At 65.0% G+C, this 16113-nt stretch carries 17 protein-coding genes; 10 read left to right on the forward strand and 7 right to left on the reverse strand.

Annotated features, from left to right (window positions below; all coding sequences use genetic code 11):
- Positions 1–8 precede the first annotated feature (8 nt).
- Entirely contained in the window at positions 9–1274 is a 1266-nt protein-coding gene (locus ABIB95_RS36765; RefSeq protein WP_247311648.1) for a D-amino acid dehydrogenase, read from the forward strand.
- A 159-nt stretch (positions 1275–1433) separates the two neighbouring features.
- Here the strand turns inward: ABIB95_RS36765 and ABIB95_RS36770 are convergent, their stop codons facing one another.
- Entirely contained in the window at positions 1434–2093 is a 660-nt protein-coding gene (locus ABIB95_RS36770; RefSeq protein ID WP_354247006.1) for a helix-turn-helix domain-containing protein, read from the reverse strand.
- 161 nt (positions 2094–2254) lie between these two features.
- Here ABIB95_RS36770 and ABIB95_RS36775 point away from each other — a divergent pair, with 161 nt between their 5' ends.
- From ABIB95_RS36775 to ABIB95_RS36790, 4 genes are read left to right on the forward strand one after another with little or no spacing between them, the layout of a single operon-like run.
- Positions 2255–3013, forward strand: a complete 759-nt coding sequence (locus ABIB95_RS36775; protein WP_166349738.1) for an ABC transporter substrate-binding protein — start codon at positions 2255–2257, stop codon at positions 3011–3013.
- 26 nt (positions 3014–3039) lie between these two features.
- Positions 3040–3693 carry an amino acid ABC transporter permease gene (locus ABIB95_RS36780; RefSeq protein WP_354247010.1) on the forward strand — a complete coding sequence of 218 codons (654 nt, stop codon included), beginning with the start codon at positions 3040–3042 and terminating at the stop codon, positions 3691–3693.
- A complete protein-coding gene (locus ABIB95_RS36785; RefSeq protein WP_028149547.1) occupies positions 3690–4421 on the forward strand; it encodes an amino acid ABC transporter ATP-binding protein in 732 nt (243 codons plus the stop codon). The genes ABIB95_RS36780 and ABIB95_RS36785 overlap by 4 nt, the downstream gene beginning before the upstream one ends.
- Positions 4422–4433: 12 nt before the next feature.
- Positions 4434–5720 carry an NAD(P)/FAD-dependent oxidoreductase gene (locus ABIB95_RS36790; protein ID WP_354247014.1) on the forward strand — a complete coding sequence of 429 codons (1287 nt, stop codon included), beginning with the start codon at positions 4434–4436 and terminating at the stop codon, positions 5718–5720.
- A gap of 56 nt (positions 5721–5776) precedes the next feature.
- On the opposite strand, the gene ABIB95_RS36795 is transcribed toward ABIB95_RS36790, so the two are convergent.
- Entirely contained in the window at positions 5777–6007 is a 231-nt protein-coding gene (locus ABIB95_RS36795) for a hypothetical protein (RefSeq protein WP_041955033.1), read from the reverse strand.
- A 91-nt stretch (positions 6008–6098) separates the two neighbouring features.
- Positions 6099–7688 carry a gamma-glutamyltransferase family protein gene (locus ABIB95_RS36800; RefSeq protein WP_354247017.1) on the reverse strand — a complete coding sequence of 530 codons (1590 nt, stop codon included), beginning with the start codon at positions 7686–7688 and terminating at the stop codon, positions 6099–6101.
- 128 nt (positions 7689–7816) lie between these two features.
- Between ABIB95_RS36800 and ABIB95_RS36805 the strand changes: the two genes are divergently transcribed.
- A complete protein-coding gene (locus ABIB95_RS36805) occupies positions 7817–8590 on the forward strand; it encodes an enoyl-CoA hydratase-related protein (protein ID WP_354247019.1) in 774 nt (257 codons plus the stop codon).
- 21 nt (positions 8591–8611) lie between these two features.
- Here ABIB95_RS36805 and ABIB95_RS36810 read toward each other — a convergent pair whose 3' ends face one another.
- Complete coding sequence (locus tag ABIB95_RS36810; RefSeq protein WP_014497659.1) at positions 8612–8788, reverse strand: hypothetical protein; 177 nt, start codon at positions 8786–8788, stop codon at positions 8612–8614.
- 9 nt (positions 8789–8797) lie between these two features.
- Positions 8798–9031 carry a DUF6894 family protein gene (locus ABIB95_RS36815; RefSeq protein WP_014497658.1) on the reverse strand — a complete coding sequence of 78 codons (234 nt, stop codon included), beginning with the start codon at positions 9029–9031 and terminating at the stop codon, positions 8798–8800.
- A gap of 207 nt (positions 9032–9238) precedes the next feature.
- Between ABIB95_RS36815 and ABIB95_RS36820 the strand changes: the two genes are divergently transcribed.
- The 3 genes from ABIB95_RS36820 to ABIB95_RS36830 all read left to right on the forward strand — a co-directional run bounded on the left by ABIB95_RS36820 (position 9239) and on the right by ABIB95_RS36830 (position 13357).
- Positions 9239–11305, forward strand: a complete 2067-nt coding sequence (locus ABIB95_RS36820) for a PQQ-dependent sugar dehydrogenase (protein WP_354247023.1) — start codon at positions 9239–9241, stop codon at positions 11303–11305.
- Positions 11262–12203, forward strand: a complete 942-nt coding sequence (locus ABIB95_RS36825; protein WP_354247026.1) for an SMP-30/gluconolactonase/LRE family protein — start codon at positions 11262–11264, stop codon at positions 12201–12203. The genes ABIB95_RS36820 and ABIB95_RS36825 overlap by 44 nt, the downstream gene beginning before the upstream one ends.
- A 128-nt stretch (positions 12204–12331) precedes the next feature.
- Positions 12332–13357 (forward strand): histone deacetylase family protein, encoded by a 1026-nt coding sequence (locus ABIB95_RS36830; protein ID WP_354247028.1) that lies wholly within the window; start codon positions 12332–12334, stop codon positions 13355–13357.
- A gap of 188 nt (positions 13358–13545) precedes the next feature.
- Here ABIB95_RS36830 and ABIB95_RS36835 read toward each other — a convergent pair whose 3' ends face one another.
- Both ABIB95_RS36835 and ABIB95_RS36840 read right to left on the reverse strand, forming a co-directional pair.
- Positions 13546–14385 carry a Crp/Fnr family transcriptional regulator gene (locus ABIB95_RS36835; protein WP_502917916.1) on the reverse strand — a complete coding sequence of 280 codons (840 nt, stop codon included), beginning with the start codon at positions 14383–14385 and terminating at the stop codon, positions 13546–13548.
- An 87-nt stretch (positions 14386–14472) separates the two neighbouring features.
- Entirely contained in the window at positions 14473–14727 is a 255-nt protein-coding gene (locus ABIB95_RS36840) for a hypothetical protein (RefSeq protein WP_354247031.1), read from the reverse strand.
- A gap of 19 nt (positions 14728–14746) precedes the next feature.
- On the opposite strand from ABIB95_RS36840, the gene ABIB95_RS36845 reads away from it, so the two are divergent.
- Positions 14747–16111, forward strand: a complete 1365-nt coding sequence (locus ABIB95_RS36845) for an ABC transporter substrate-binding protein (RefSeq protein ID WP_354247237.1) — start codon at positions 14747–14749, stop codon at positions 16109–16111.
- Positions 16112–16113 lie beyond the last annotated feature (2 nt).

Genomic DNA, 16113 nt, shown 5'->3' on the forward strand with positions numbered 1-16113 from the left:
GACGAAGCGTGAAAGTTCTGATCCTCGGCAGCGGTGTCATCGGTGTCACCTCTGCCTACTACCTTGCGCGTGCCGGTCATGAGGTGACGGTCGTCGACCGTCAGCCCGAGCCGGCGCTGGAGACCTCGTTCGCCAACGCGGGCGAGGTGTCGCCTGGCTATTCGTCGCCCTGGGCCGGCCCCGGGGTGCCGGTGAAGGCGATCAAATGGCTGCTGATGAAGCACGGCCCGCTGGTGATCCGGCCGAAGCTCGACCCCGTGATGTGGGTCTGGCTCTCCAAGATGCTGCGCAACTGCACCAGCGCGCGTTACGCGGTCAACAAGAGCCGGATGATCCCGATCGCGGAATACAGCCGCGATTGCCTGCGCGACCTGCGCCGCGACATCGGCATCCAGTATGACGAGCGCTCGCAGGGCACGCTGCAGCTGTTCCGCTACCAGGCGCAGCTCGATGGCACCGGTGAGGACATCGCCGTGCTCAAGCAGTATGGCGTTCCTTTCGAGGTGTTGAGCCGGGAGGGTTGCATCGCGGTCGAGCCGGCGCTCGCCGCCGTGAAGGAGAAGTTCGCCGGCGGGCTTCGCCTGCCGCAGGACGAGACCGGCGACTGCCACATGTTCACGCAGGCGCTGGCCAAGCATGCCGAAGCGCTCGGTGTGCGCTTCATGTTCAATACCGGCATCGATCGCATCGTCACGGACGGCGCGCGCGTCAGTGGTGTCGTGACCAGTGCGGGCACGTTGCAGGCCGATGCCTACGTTCTCGCGCTCGGAAGCTGGTCGTCCCGGCTCGTTGCACCGCTCGGCATCTCATTGCCGGTCTATCCGGTGAAGGGCTATTCGATCACGGTGCCGATCAAGGACGCCTCCGGCGCGCCGGAATCGACTGTGATGGACGAGAGCTACAAGGTCGCGATCACCCGCCTCGGCAATCGCATCCGCGTCGGCGGCACCGCCGAGATCTCCGGCTATTCGAGCCAGCTCTACGACGCCCGCCGCGCCACGCTCGATCATTCGCTGACCGATCTGTTCCCGCGCGGCGGCGATCTCTCCAAGGCGACGTTCTGGAGCGGCCTGCGTCCGATGACGCCGGACGGCCCGCCCGTGATCGGCCCGACGCAGTACGGCAACCTCCACCTCAACACCGGCCATGGCACGCTCGGCTGGACCATGTCCTGCGGCTCCGGCCGCGTGCTCGCGGACATGCTGTCGGGCAAGAAGCCGGAGGTCGATGTGAGTGCGCTGACGGTGGACCGGTACAAGTATCGGTTCGGCTAAGACTCCATCCGCCCGTCATTGCGAGGAGCGAAGCGACGAAGCAATCCAGAGTGCCTCCGCGGAGAAAGTCTGGATTGCTTCGCTTCGCTCGCAATGACGATGTGGAGACGTCGCGGCTTTTCTTACTTTCGCCGTGCGCGGTGGAAGGTGAGCACGGGCTTACCCCGCCCCCGTCACGCAATTCACCCACAGCACCACAGCCTTCGCATCATTGGCCGGATTGGAAAACCGGTGCGGCCTTCGGCTCGCGAACCGAAAACTGTCGCCCGTCTTCAGCGACCACGTCTCGCTGTCCACCGTCAGCATCATCTCGCCTTCGAGCACCAGGCCGGCCTCTTCGCCGTCATGGGTATAGAGTTCGTCGCCCGCGGAGCCGCCGGGATCGATATGCACCAGGAACAGGTTGAGCCGGTTGTCGCTGCCCGCAGCGCTCAGCAATTGCTTCGAAATTCCGCTGCGCCAGAGTTTCAGTTCCGGCCGCTGAAGCCCGCGCGTCACCACCTGGTCGGAGGCACCGTCTGGACTTGGGCTCGCACCGAACAAAGCGGCCATGCCGACGCCGAGCACGTCGGAGAGCGTTGCCAGCACGCGCAGCGATGGCGACGACAGGCCGCGCTCGATCTGGCTGAGGAAGCCGATCGACAGGTCGGTGCGCGCCGCGACGGTCTCGAGCGAGAATTGTCTGACACGCCTGAGATCGCGGATACGGCGGCCGACCGCGACATCCATCGCGGGCTCGGCCGGCTTGGTGGCAGCCTTGGCTTTCACCTTCGCCGGCTTTGCGGCGGCCGGTTTGCGTATTCTTTTGCCACCGCTCACGTCAAACCGCTTCCTTCATGTGCATGAAAACCGCTTGCATCGCCCGCGAAAGTGTGACCAAATTTTCATATTGGTGAAAATAGGCCGAAACGGCTTGGCCCGCAACGTCTGATCACGACATGCGCGAGCGCCGACATCGGCCAAGCCCAAAGGGGGATGCGATGAAGCGTTTTGGTCTGGCCGCGGTCGCGGCGCTCGCGATTGCAGCGGTGATGCCGGCTTCGGCGCAGCAGGTGCTGAAGGTCGGCTCGACGCCGACAGGCATTCCCTTCACCTTTCTCGACACCAAGACCAACACCATCCAGGGCATCATGGTCGATCTCGTCACCGAGATCGGCAAGGACGCCGGCCTCAGCGTGCAGATCGAGCCGATGGCGTTCTCGGCGCTGATCCCGTCGCTGACATCGGGCAAGATCGACATGATTGCGGCGGCGATGTTCATCACCGCGCCGCGCAAGGAGGTCGTCGACTTCTCCGATCCGATCTACACCTACGGCGAAGGCCTAGTGGTCCCGAAGAGCGACACCAAGGCCTACACCACGCAGGATGATTTGAAGGGCGAGACGGTCGGCGCCCAGGTCGGCACCGCCTTCGTCGATGCGCTGAAGAAGTCCGGCCTGTTCGCCGACGTCAAGGCCTACGACACCATCCCGGACATCCTGCGCGACGTGAACACCGGTCGGCTCAAGGCCGGCTACGCCGACTATCCGATCCTCGCCTACAATCTGAAGCAGGGTGGTTTCCCCGAGGTGCGTCTCGTCGACGGCTACAAGCCCGTCACCGTCGGCTCGGTCGGCATCGGCGTCCGCAAGGGCGAGGCCGCGCTGCTCGGCAAGATCAACGCCTCGCTTGCGAAGCTGAAGGCCAACGGCACCATCGACAAGATCCTCGAGAAGTGGGGTCAGAAGGCGCAGGGTTGATTGACAGAGGCTGGCAAGGCTGTCCGATGAAAGGTTTCTGGCACGACGCCGTCGAGTTCTTCCCGATCCTGATGAGCGGCGTCGCGCTGACGATCATCGTCACCATCGGCTCGCTGCTGCTCTCGACCGTGCTGGGCCTGATCTGGGCGATGATGCGGGTCTCCGGCATCAAGGTGCTGTCGATGCTCAGCGCCAGCCTGATCAACGTGATCCGCGGCATCCCGATCATCGTGCTGTTGTTCTACCTCTATTTCGTGATGCCGGATCTCGGTGTCACGCTGTCGGCCTTGCAGGCCGCGATCCTCGGGCTCGGCATCGCCTATTCGGCCTACCAGGCAGAGAATTTCCGCGCGGGCATCGAGGCGATCGACAAGGGCCAGATCGAGGCGGCGCAGTCGATCGGCATGGGTTGGTGGCTCACCATGCGCCGCGTGGTGCTGCCGCAGGCGGTGCGCATCGTGCTGCCGCCCTACGGCAACGTCATGATCATGATGCTGAAGGACTCGTCGCAAGCCTCGACCATCACGGTCGCCGAGCTAGCGTTGCAAGGCAAGCTGATCGCGTCATCCACCTTCAAGAACACCAACGTGTTCACGCTTGTGGCGCTGATGTACCTCACCATGAGCATTCCGCTGATCCTGCTGGTCCGTCACTTCGAGAAGCGGGCGGGCAAGAAATGATCGAGCTCACCGACGTCCACAAGAGCTTTGGCCAGAACGAGGTGCTCAAGGGCATCACGGCCTCCGTCCAGAAGGGCGAGGTGGTCTGCATCATTGGCCCCTCGGGCTCCGGCAAGTCGACGATCCTGCGCTGTATCAACGGGCTGGAAAGCTACGACCGCGGCGAGATCAACGTCGAGGGACTGAAGGTCGATCGCGATGCGCCCTCCATCGTGAAGGTCCGCACCCAGGTCTCGATGGTGTTCCAGCGCTTCAACCTGTTCCCGCATCGTACCGTGCTGGAGAACGTCGTCGAAGGCCCGCTCTTTGTAAAGAAGGAGCCGCGTGCGCAGGTGCTCGAGCGCGGCCGCGCGCTGCTCGGTCAGGTGGGCCTCGCCGAAAAGGCCGATGCGCATCCGCCGCAGCTTTCCGGCGGCCAGCAGCAGCGCGTCGCCATCGCCCGCGCACTCGCGATGCAGCCAAAGGCGATCCTGTTCGACGAGCCGACCTCGGCGCTCGATCCCGAGCTGGTCGGTGACGTGCTCGGCGTGATGCGCAAGCTCGCCGATGACGGTATGACCATGGTCGTCGTCACCCACGAGATGGGCTTTGCCCGCGACGTCGCCGACCGCGTGCTGTTCATCGACGGCGGCGTCATCGTCGAGCAGGGCGCGGCGAAGGCCGTCCTCAATCAACCCCAGCACCCGCGCACGCAGGACTTTCTGCGCCGGGTGCTGCATCCGCTCTGATCGGTTCTCATCATGACTACGCGCCTGCCTCTGCCGCCTTCGCTCTATGCCGACACCGCCGTCGCGCCGGTTGCCACGCCGCCGCTCGATGTCGACAAGACCGTCTCCGTTGCCATCGTCGGTGGCGGCTACACCGGCCTGTCCACGGCTTTGCATCTGGCGGAGCAAGGTGTCGAGGCTCTGGTGCTCGAGGCGCAGGAGCCGGGCTGGGGCGCGTCGGGTAACAATGGTGGCCACACCAATCCCGGCCTGAAGCACGACCCCGATCAGATCGAGGCCGATTTCGGCGCCGAACTCGGCCGCCGCATGATCGACTTCTCCTACGGCACGACCAATTTCACGCACGACCTGATCCGCCGCTACCAGATCCCTTGCGAAGCGCGGCAGAATGGCACGCTGCGCGCGGCCTACAACGAGGCCAGCGCCGCCGCGATCGAGAAGACGGCGCAGCAATGCATCCGCCGCGGCATGCCGGTGACATATCTGAACCGCGAGCAGCTGCGCGAGATGACCGGCACCGACCGTTACATCGGCGCCATGCTGGACACGCGCGGCGGCGATCTGCATCCCCTCAGCTACGCCCGCGGCCTCGCGCGCGCCGCGATCTCCGCGGGCGCCAAGGTCCATGGCGAAACGCCGGCGCTGTCACTCCGTCGCGACGGCGCGCGCTGGCGCATTGAGACGCCGCGCGCGGTGGTGCATGCCGACAAGGTCCTGCTCGCCACCAACGGCTTCACCGACGATCTCTGGCCGGCGCTCCGCCGCACCATCGTGCCGGTGTTCTCCTCGATCGCCGCCACCGCGCCGCTGTCCGACGCGGTCGTCCGTTCGATCATGCCGACACGGCCGGTGCTCTACGAGAGCGGCCACATCACGGTCTATTACCGCATCGATCAGCACAACCGCCTCTTGATGGGCGGCCGCGGCCCGATGCGCTGGATCAAATCGCCCAACGACGTCGCCTATCTCATGCGTTATGCTGAGCGGCTATGGCCGCAGCTCAAGGGCGCCGCCTGGACGCATGGCTGGAACAGCCGGCTCGCCATCACCAAGGATCATTATCCCCATGTGCACGAGCCGACGGAGAGCGTCCTGATCTCGCTCGGTTGCAACGGCCGCGGCGTCGCGCTCTCGACCGCGATGGGCGCGCAGCTCGCGCGCCGGCTGATCGGCGGTGCCAAGGTCGAGATCGACATGCCCGTCACGGGGATCAAGCCGATCCCGATGCATGCGTTCTGGCCCTTGGGGGTTACGACTGCCGTGATCGCGGGCCGGGTGCGGGACCGGCTGGGCGTTTGAAGAAGAAGGCGCCGCCCCGTCAGGAGCGACGCCTTGCATGACTTGCAGATAGGGCGTCAGCAGCGGCCCTGTTTCCACAGGCCGGGCGGGCAGCCCCTGCCGCGCCAGCCGACCTTGCGCCCGTGGTGCCATCCGGGAGGAGTGGCATGGCGGTGTCCATGATATCCGCCATGATGGCCGTGACCATGGCCATGACCATGTCCGTGGCCGCCTCTGGCGAATGCGGCGTTTGGCATGGTGAAGCCGGCCGCGATGATCAGTGTTGCGGCGAGCGCAAGTTTCTTCATCCGAAATCTCTCCTGTTAGGCACGCATCTGTCCGTTCGACGAACGAACATCGATCGCGGTGTCGCGTGCAAATGCGGAGGAGTCGTGACGCTCAGGATTCGGCGACAGCGTCGGCCCAGGGCTGGAAGATCTCGACCGCGCCGGAATTCGTATCGCCCTGGCGCATCACCACGCTGGGGCAGGCGAACTTCTGCGGCAGGGCCTGCACTTGCGTCTCTTCATAATCGAAGCGTGCGGCAAGTGTCTTGCGCACGTCCGCCGGCAGTCTGATATCGCCGATCACGACCGCGCCTTCGCTGGCATCGATCCGCGGCTGGTGTATGGCCGTATCAAGGTCCATGCCGAAATCCATCGCAAAGGACACGAGCTGCATCACCGACGGCAGGATGCGGCGGCCGCCGGAGGCGCCGACCGCGAGACGCTTGCCGTCCTTCGTTTCGGCGATGACGGGCGTGTAGTTGCAGAGGCAGCGCTTCCCGGGAGCGAGCGAGTTGGTGGTGCCCGGCGTCGGGTCGAACCACATGATGCCGTTGTTCATGGCAATGCCGGTGTGCGGCGTCACGTATTTCGAGCCGAAGGACGAGAGCAGCGTTTGCGTGACCGCTGCGATATTGCCGTGGCGGTCGACCACGGAGAAATGCGTTGTGCAGGCGGGCGCCAGATATTCGGCGCCGAGCGAGCGCTTGCCGTCGGCATCGCCCATGTCCTTGAGCCGCTCGCGGAAGGCTGCTTGCAGCGCCACCGCATATTCGCTGTAGGTGGTCGCGTCGGGTGCGTTTCCCGGCTTCAGACTCTGCTGCAACAGCCGCAGCGCATGCGCCATTGTCGGTCCGGCCGTGAGCTCCGGCGTCGCATACACCTTGCCGTCGCGATAGGGGATCGCCAGCGGCTCGCGCAGATGGGCGCGAAACGCGGCGAGATCCTCCACCGACAGCGAGCCTCCGTCGGCCTTGATGTCGGATGCGATGCTTTTGGCGAGATCACCCTGGTAGAAATCGCGCGGGCCAGCCTCGGCGAGGTGCGACAACGTCGCCTTCAACGTAGCCAGCGGCAGCCGCGTCTCGGACTTGATACCCCACGGCGCGCTCGGCGGCAGGCCATCCCTCAGGAAGGTGGCCGCGCTCGCGGGATAGCGCCTGAGATCGGCTGCCGATGCCGCGATCGTCAGCGTGGTCCACCAATCGACCAGCAGGCCTTCGCCGGCGAGCGCGGCGGCCGGCGCGACCAGATCCTTCCACGGCATCTTGGCGTAGCGGCGATGCGCCTCCTCCATGCCGGCGACGACGCCGGGGACGGCGACCGAGCCGGGGCCGTGAATGTTGCGATCGTCCTTCACCCGCGGCCACGGAAACAGATCGGAGGCCGCGCCTTCGCCGCTGAGCGGGTAGTCGGTGGTGCGCAGGCTCTGTGGCGCGCACATGCCGTAGTCGATCACCTCGGTGCGATTTTCCTTGGCGCGGTAGAGCACCATGGCGCCGCCGCCGCCGATGCCGCTGTTCCAGGGCTCCAGCACGTTCAGCGCAAAGGTGGTCGCGACGATCGCGTCCACGCAGTCGCCGCCCGCCGCCAGCACCTGCGCGCCCACTTCGGCCGCCCGTCGCGATTGCGAGGCGACGATGCCGCCCTTGGATGTGACGGCGGGTTTGCGGACGGCTTGGGCGAGGCTGAACTGATGAGGCATGATGTCGTCTTGATCTCTGGATTCGGTTGTTCTGGCTTCGTTGCGCTGACGCGGAAGCTGCAGCATTGGCGGGGCGCGCGAAGGATGGCACATTGCCGCCAACGAGAAAATCCAAAGGGAGACGCGGCATGGCAGGTGTGAAACAGGCGCGGGATGGCGCCGTCGGAATTCTGACCCTCGACGAGCCGGCGAGTCTGAACGCGATGACGCCGGACCTGCTCGGCGCGCTCGCCGCCGCCGTCGCCGAGATGACTGGCGATGGGGACGTCCGCGCCCTGGTCCTCACCGGCGCGGGACGCGGTTTTTGCTCAGGACAGAATTTGAAGGCATCGGAAGCGCTGGGCGAGGACATCGCCGCCGGCGTGATGCGCTTCTACTGGCCCGCGTTCAAGGCGTTGCGCGAATGCCGCGTGCCTGTCGTCGTCGCCGTCAACGGCGTCGCGGCCGGCGGCGGCTTCAGCCTTGCGATGGCCGGCGACATGATTGTTGCGGCGCGGTCGGCGAGCTTCATCCAGGTGTTCAGCCGGATCGCCCTGGTGCCTGACCTCGGTTCGACCTGGCTGCTGCCGCGGCTGGTCGGCCGGCAGCGCGCGCTCGAGCTGATGTTGCTGAACGAGCCCCTGACGGCCGAACGTGCTCAGGAGATCGGCTTGGTGCGGCAGGTCGTCGACGACGCGAAGCTGATGGACGAGGCGCTGGCCCTGGCGCGCCGTCTGGCGGACGGCCCGACGCGCGCTTTGGTCGCAACGCGTGCGCTTGTCGAGGAGAGCGAGCATGCGGCTTACGAGGCGCAGTTCCGCCGCGAGATCGAGGTTCAGGCCACGATCCGCAAGAGCGCCGACGCCATCGAAGGCCGCACCGCCTTCGTCGAGAAGCGCAAGGCGAAGTTTACGGGGAAGTAGGGGAGCAGCCGCGGACTGCGCTCAGAGCCTGCGATCCAGCCGGCTGGCCTGATATTTGGCGTGCCATTTCGGGCCAGGCCCGCGCATGTAGTGAAGCTCGGGGCGGTAGGGGTTGCCTGCGATCCGCACCAGCTTCTGCCACTTGGTGGCGACGAAGTTGAGGGGCTGGCAGAGCAGGGTTAATGAAGCGAACAGCACGGCATCACCTCAATGCGGCTTGCCGAGCATGGCGGTGAAGGGAAGGTCGAAGATCTCCTCGCCGTCGGAGCCGCTGACATGGATCACCCAGTCGCGCCAGTCTTCGGCACCCGGGGTGTAGATCATCGAGTGCATGATCTGGGCCGCACGGTCACGCGCCTCGGTCAGGCTGGCCACCGCGGTGCCGCTGCGATCGATCAGCGTGCCTTCGGTGTTGGAGCAGTGAAAATAGACCTGGACCATATGCGTCTCCTGTCGGGAGCGACTGGGATGGCAAATCGATACCACCCGAGGCCTTCGCGAAACATTCGGGGCGAGCCCGGTAAGGGAATCTACGGAGATTGGTCGCTGCGAACGCCCGAGCGGGTTTGATCACAGGGAGGTGATGATCAACTGGACGGCGTTCCCATGGCATGGAACAACTTTGGACCGAAAGTCCGGGGGATCGCCGTGAACCAGCTCACATTCTGGCATGAACGCCGAAGCCTGTTTGCGGCGATCGTCGCCGGAGCACTGCTCGGTCTTGCCCCGGGAGCCTCCTCCGAGCCGGTGAGGAAAAGCGGCTACGCGATCGGCACGGAAACCTGCGGCGGCGGTGACCTCGCCTTTCCCAGAATCCAGATCGACATGAAGACGGGATTCTGCGCCGGTCTCGTCGCCAGCGAAGAGGATCGCCTGAAATTTCCGCGCTCGATCATCCAGGTGCCGGGCCGTGACCTGTTCGTGGTCGCCGACATGGGGGGCTGGGGCCACACCGATGGACGGTTGCTGCTGCTCGATCCGCACGCGCCGCAGGGGCAGCGGTTCAAGGAATTGCTGACCGCCATCGAATATCCGTTCGGCCTCGTGATTGGCCCGGACAAGAAGCTGTATGCCTCGACCGCGGAGACGATCTTCCGGTTCGATCCGCTCGCCGACAATCCCCGCAGCACGGTCGAGACCATCATCCGGCACATGCCCGGCCGCCGGATCACATTGCCTGACGGCACCAGGCTCGACGAGAGCGCGCATCCGCTCAAGCAGTTCGTCTTTGACAGGAACGGGCGGCTGTTCGTCAATGTCGGCTCGCACAGCGACGACTGCATCACGCCGGCGCCGATCACAAGGCCATGCGCGGCGGCCGAAGGCGCCTCCGCGATGGCCTCGATCTGGCTGTTCACACCGCCCGTAGGCAGCGCCTTCCCGGCGTTGAAGCCGAACGATCCCGACCCGCCGCACACCGTCTATGCGCGCGGCCTGCGCAACTCGATGGCGCTGGCGCTGCATCCGAACTTTCCTGATCCCGGTTACGCCTTCCTGCAGGGCGAGAACGGCCGCGATCTGCCCGACATCTTCAAGCCGAACGAGGAGATCAACGCGATCGAGCAGGGCAGGCATTATGGCTGGCCCTATTGCTACGACCTGTCGACGCCGAGCCCCGAATTCAAGCTCGTGCTGCAATCCGGGGTCTACAAGTCGCTCTGCACGGCCAATGCGCTCTACAAGGCACCGTTCTCGCTGATGCCGCCGCACGGCGCGCCGCTCGCGATGCTCTATTATCACGGCGCGAAATTCCCGGAGCTGGAAGGCAAGCTGCTGGTCGGCCTGCATGGCTATCGCCCGACCGGCAGCCGCGTCCTCGTCTATGACGTCGACGACCATGGCTTCCCGAAGCCCGCCCCGGCGCCGGTGCGCTACCACGTCAGTTGCGCGGCCGATCCGACCCACAGCTTTCAGACCGACGCCGGCAACGTCGCCGCCGCGCCGTTCGACGAACTGATCGCAGGCTGGCACCGCGTCAACGGCGCGCGGCCGCAGGGCGCGCCCGTCGGCATGACGGTCGCAGAGGACGGCGCAATCTGGCTGGTCGAGGACAAGAACCAGACGATAATCCGCATCGATCGCGCTGCTGGCGATCCGCCGCCGCTGCCTTGCGACATGCGCAGCCAGGCGATGATCGACCAGCTCGCGGCCTTCGTCGCCAGGGACGCGCAGAACGGTGTCCGGCTCACCACGCTGCGCAAGGGCCTCGTCGAGAAGCATTGCGTCGGCTGCCATTCGGATTTCGGCCTGAAGGCAGGACAATCGGAGGCGGAAAAGGACGCGACGGTGCTGCGCTTCATGCTGTCGCAGGACGGCTGGATCTATCCGGGCGATCCCGACTCCGGCAAGCTGCGCACGCGGCTGCGCGGTATCGGCGCCGAGAAGCTGATGCCGCCGGGTGGCGAAAGCCTGCCCAAGTCAGAGCCTGGCTACACGCGGCTGCTCGATACCGCGGACCTGCTGGTTGCGAAAATGGTTCCGGGCACGCGGATGCGGATCAAGTCCGGGCCGCCGCAGCGCAAGTTCTTTGGCAAGACCAACAAGGAATGCGGCGAAATACCGGCCGCCAAGGTCGTTGTCGTGACACAAAGGAGCGCTGTAGACAAACCCGGCTTCAGCCGATTCTTCCGGCCTGCCGATCCCTATCTGAATGGCGAGTGCAGCGACGACGATGGCTATTACATTCGGCAGGAATTTCTGGTGCCTGTGCAGTAGCCTCCTTCTCGTCATCGCGGCATCGCCGGCCGATGCTGAAACAAAGCTGTTCGAAAGCGTGCAGGTGACGCCGTCGGGCGAATACACCTTCGGCATCGAAGGGCCGGCGGCCGATCTCGACGGCAATCTCTTCGTGGTCAACTTTGGCAAGCCCGGCACCATCGGCAAGCTGCCGGTGGGCGGCGCGGCTTCGGAGCAGTTTACGGCACTGCCCGCGGGCAGCGTCGGCAACGCCATCCGCTTTGCGCGTGACGGCACCATGTTCATCGCCGACTACAAGAAGCACAACATCTTCGCGATCCCGAAGGGCGCGAGCGAGCCCGTCGTCTGGTTTCATTCCGACGAGATGAACCAGCCCAACGACATCACCATCGCGCGCGACGGCACGATCTATGCGAGCGATCCGAACTGGAAGGGCAGGGAAGGCCACATCTGGCGCATCGCCAAATCCGCGGACGGCACGGTGCAGGGGCAGGTGATGTCGGCGTCGCGCGCGATGGGCACCACCAACGGCATCGATCTCAGCCCTGACGGCAAGACGCTCTATGTCGGGGAATCCAGCAGCGGCAAAATCTGGTCCTACACCGTCAGCGGCAACGAGCTCACCGGCGCAAAACTCGTCAAAGCCTTTCAGCCCGACACCGTCGACGGCCTGCGCACCGACGTCGCCGGCCGTCTCTATGTCGCGCGCATCCTCAAGGGCACCATCGCGCTGATGAAGCCCAATGGTGCGGTCGAGCGCGAGATTGCGCTGAAGGGCAAGGAGCCGACCAATCTCGCCTTCGGCGGCAGCGACGGCAAGACCGTCTTCGTCACCCAGCGTCAGGGCGGCTTCGTCGAGTCCTTCCGCACCGACCAGCAGGGCCGCGAGCACTGCCTCCAGCGCGGGCGCTGCTAGAGCATCACGGGCGGTCTGCCTCCGGCGCAGAGCAGCACCAAAGCGGCGGCATTCTTCTTGCTTGCATCTGGCCGCCGCAGGCATTTAGACATCTGTGGGCACCGTCAACGCGACCACGGAGTTTTTGAGTGAAAGCCGTCCATACCGAACTGCATCGCAGCCACGATCCGCAATTCTTCCTGGTTCGCGGTGTCGTCAAGCGCACCACAGAGCAGCCCGAGCGCGCCGATCGCCTGCTCAAGGGGTTGAAGGACGGCAAGCATCAACTGGTCGAACCGACGACATTCGGACAGGGGCCGCGTGCGCGGATTCACAGCCCGGAATATCTGTCGTTCCTGAGCGAAGCCTGGGACGCCTGGACCGCGCTTGGCGATTCCGGCCCGGAGATGATCGGCAACATCCATCCTGTTCGTCATGCCGCGACCTATCCCACTCATATCGTCGGCAAGCTTGGCTGGCACACCGCCGACACCGCGGCGCCGATCGGTCCCGGCACCTGGGCCGCGGCCTGCGCCGCCACCGACGTTGCGGTCACGGCAGCGCAGATGGTGATGGACGGCGAGGATGCGACCTATGCGCTCTGCCGCCCGCCCGGTCATCACGCCTACCGCGACATGGCCGGCGGCTTCTGCTTCCTCAACAACAGCGCGATCGCAGCCGCGCATCTGCGGCTCAAGCATGAGCGCGTCGTGATCCTCGACGTCGACGTCCATCACGGCAACGGTACGCAAGGAATCTTCTACGCACGCCCTGACGTGTACACGGTGTCGATCCACGCGGACCCCATCGCGTACTATCCTTATGTGTGGGGCTACGCGCATGAGCGCGGCGAAGGACCCGGCCTCGGCGCCAATCTCAACATTCCCCTCGCCATCGGCACCGGCGACGACGGCTACATCCAGGCGATGGACGTCGCGCGCAGGGCGATCGAATCCTTTGCCCCCGGCGCCCTCGTCATCGCACTCGGCTTAGATGCCTCCGAGCAAGATCCACTGAAGGGCCTCGCCGTCACCACGCCGGGCTTCCGCCGCATCGGCCAGGCCATCGCGAAGCTGGGCCTGCCGACCGTGTTCGTGCAGGAGGGCGGCTATCTCTCGGATATTCTGGGCGCGAATTTGACGTCAGTGCTGGCGGGGTTTGAAGAGGCGCGGTGATCTTCGCCTCTCCCCACGTGCGGCCGGCGATCGTCTGTGAACGTTTACGAGAGGTCGTCATGCCCGGGCTTGTCCCGGGCATCCACGTTCTTTGCGCCGAGGGGTGAGACGTGGATGGCCGGGACAAGCCCGGCCATGACGCTGATGGTGCTTCAACGCCCAAAGCGCTAGCGCTGGAGAGGCGAACCTCAGTCCTTGAAAAGGATCTGCTCCAGCAGGTCGATCCGCCTGATCTGGATGGTGCTGCCGTCGATGGCGATGATGCGGCGGTTCTGGAAACGCTTCAGCATCATCGTCACCCATTGCCGGGTCGAGCCGACCATGGCGGCGATCTGGTCATGGGTGATCTTGCGGTTGATGACGATGGTGTCGCCGTCGGCCGTGCCGTGCAACTCCGACAGCGTGAGCAGGAACTGCGCCAGCCGCTCGATCACCGAGCGCGTGCCGAGGATCTGCGCCATCGAGGAGTAGCATTTGCCCTTGGCGATGAGGCCGTCGATCAGCGCCAGCGCGAAACTCGGCATGCCGGTCAACAGCTTCTCGAGCGCCGGCCCGGAGAGTGTCGTGATCTCGCAGGCCTCGATGGCGATGCCCGACCACATGTGAATGCCACCGCCGGATATCTCGGGGCCTCCGATGAAATGTCCCGGCGTCCAATAGGCGAGCGTGATCTCGCGTCCCGACGGCGCGGTGTAATAGACCCGCACCTGTCCGCGGCGGATGATGAAGATGCCGTCGTGGCCATCGCCCTGGCTGAATACCATTTCGCCCTGCGGCACCGAGATGATGCGGCCGGCCGCGTGCACGCGCGCCTGCTCGGACGCGGACAAACGGTCGAGGAAATGCGCGCCGGCATTCAGCCCGTCGATCGTCTCGCTCATGAACAGCGCCGAGCTTGCGGGCCTTGCACGCGTGCTGCGGACCCGCCGCGTCTTCTTGTGGTCGGTCCAGTCGAACGGAACGCCTGCATGAGGCCGGTCGGCGAAAGCGACAGGCTCGGTCGCGGCAGCTTCCTTGAGTATGGTCATCGCAATCCGTCAGCTCTCCAGGGGCTTGCGAATAGGTAAGTGCGGCGGTGGTGCGATGTCCATCTCTTTGCGATCGTTCCAAATCACTTAGCAAAGCTTGATGTGTGCGGCGACCGGCAGCGAAACGATTCCTCTGTCCATGGCTCCGTCCTGAGAAAATCCTTTGCGTCGTTGCGCGACGGAATCATGACGCGAACGTCCTGCGACAGCGATGCAAGTAATTGCTTCAAGCGTTGCGCCGCGCCTTCGATAGTGCCGGCCAGCGTTGTTGCCGGCACGCGCCCGGCCTTCCGAGGACAGTTCGATGATCGTATTCAGCTCTTTGAGACTCAGTGTGGCCATTGTGGCCATCACTGTTGCGATGTTCGCGCCGGCCCAGGCGGAGACGATCCGTGTGGCAGTCGGGACACAGGACACGACGATCAATTGCGCGACCGGCGGACTGCTCATTCGCGAGCTCAAGCTGCTTGAGAAATTTTTGCCCCATGATGGCAAGTACAAGGATGTCACCTACGACATCCAGTGGAAGAATTTTACGAGCGGCGCGCCGCTCACCAACGAGATGGTCGCAGGCAAGCTCGATTTCGGCGCGATGGCTGACTTTCCGGGCTCGCTCAACGGCGTGGCGTTCCAGAAGGCCGGACGCCGCAGCCTCTTCATCAGCGTGCTGTCGGGCAGCACCAAGGGCAGTGGCAACGGCATCGTGGTGCCGTCGAGCTCGCCGGTGCAATCGCTCGATGAGCTCAAAGGCAAGACCATCTCGGTTCCCTTCGCCTCGACCTCGCACGGCATGCTGCTCCGCGCGATCGAGGCCAAGGGCTGGAATCCCGAGACCGACGTCAACATCATCACGCAGGCGCCGGAGGTGGCGGGGCCGGCCTTGCAGGCCGGCAAGATCGAGGCGCATGCCGACTTCGTTCCGTTCGCCGAACTGTTCCCGTGGCGCAGCTTCGCGCGCAAGATCTTTGACGGCGCGCAGGCCAATGCCCCGACATTCCACGGCGGGCTGGTCGACGCCGATTATGCCGAGAAATATCCCGAGATCGTCGTCGCCTATCTGCGCGCAGCGCTGGAAGCGGACCGCCTGATCGCTGAAGAGCCGGAGAAGTACAGCGAGCTGATCGCGAAGGTGACCGGCATCGAGGCGGAGGTCGACTACCTCTTTCACGGGCCGCTCGGTCTTCAGACCCGCGATGTGACCTGGAAGCCGGAGTACCGCCAGGCGGTCGCAACCTCGATCAAAACGCTGAAGCTGCTCAAGCGCGCGGACAGCGATCTCGATATCAACCAGTTCGTCACCGACAAGTTCATCCGTATCGCGGCGGCGCAGGCGGGCCGCGATTACGACTCCGAACTGAAGAACTATGCACAGCTTCCGCTTCGCGCCAAGGACGCCGCAACGGGCGCCGAGATCAGCGACTTCAGCCGCGTCGCACAGATCTGGGTCAAGGACGAGGCTCATGTACGCCACTATGCCTCGCCCGAGAACGCGCTCAAGGCGCTCGCCGGCCTCGAGAAGGATGGCAAGACCATCCGCGTCGTCTACGCTCAGGATCGCGAGAGCGGCATCAAGCTGTTCGCAAACCAGGCCTGGTTCGTGCGGTCGTCCAAGGGCGAGCTGGGCGCGTTCCTGCTCAAGCAGGCGGCCGAGGGCTGGTCGAAGACAAACGGGGGCGCGGTGCTCGACTTCGCGGCCGCGCGCGAGTCCCTCGTCGCGAGCCGGTGAGG

Source organism: Bradyrhizobium sp. LA2.1, assembly GCF_040547725.1.
GTDB classification, from domain to species: domain Bacteria; phylum Pseudomonadota; class Alphaproteobacteria; order Rhizobiales; family Xanthobacteraceae; genus Bradyrhizobium; species Bradyrhizobium barranii.

Bases quoted from the DNA above. Each gene is read 5' to 3' on its own strand.
- ABIB95_RS36805 (WP_354247019.1), top strand. From the start codon at position 7,817: ATGGCAGGTGTGAAACAGGCGCGGGATGGCGCCGTCGGAATTCTGACC.
- ABIB95_RS36840 (WP_354247031.1), bottom strand. From the start codon at position 14,727: ATGGCCACACTGAGTCTCAAAGAGCTGAATACGATCATCGAACTGTCC.
- ABIB95_RS36790 (WP_354247014.1), top strand. From the start codon at position 4,434: ATGACTACGCGCCTGCCTCTGCCGCCTTCGCTCTATGCCGACACCGCC.
- ABIB95_RS36825 (WP_354247026.1), top strand. From the start codon at position 11,262: ATGGCTATTACATTCGGCAGGAATTTCTGGTGCCTGTGCAGTAGCCTC.
- ABIB95_RS36845 (WP_354247237.1), top strand. From the start codon at position 14,747: ATGTTCGCGCCGGCCCAGGCGGAGACGATCCGTGTGGCAGTCGGGACA.
- ABIB95_RS36795 (WP_041955033.1), bottom strand. From the start codon at position 6,007: ATGAAGAAACTTGCGCTCGCCGCAACACTGATCATCGCGGCCGGCTTC.
- ABIB95_RS36815 (WP_014497658.1), bottom strand. From the start codon at position 9,031: ATGGTCCAGGTCTATTTTCACTGCTCCAACACCGAAGGCACGCTGATC.
- ABIB95_RS36780 (WP_354247010.1), top strand. From the start codon at position 3,040: ATGAAAGGTTTCTGGCACGACGCCGTCGAGTTCTTCCCGATCCTGATG.
- ABIB95_RS36800 (WP_354247017.1), bottom strand. From the start codon at position 7,688: ATGCCTCATCAGTTCAGCCTCGCCCAAGCCGTCCGCAAACCCGCCGTC.
- ABIB95_RS36775 (WP_166349738.1), top strand. From the start codon at position 2,255: ATGAAGCGTTTTGGTCTGGCCGCGGTCGCGGCGCTCGCGATTGCAGCG.
- ABIB95_RS36835 (WP_502917916.1), bottom strand. From the start codon at position 14,385: ATGACCATACTCAAGGAAGCTGCCGCGACCGAGCCTGTCGCTTTCGCC.
- ABIB95_RS36785 (WP_028149547.1), top strand. From the start codon at position 3,690: ATGATCGAGCTCACCGACGTCCACAAGAGCTTTGGCCAGAACGAGGTG.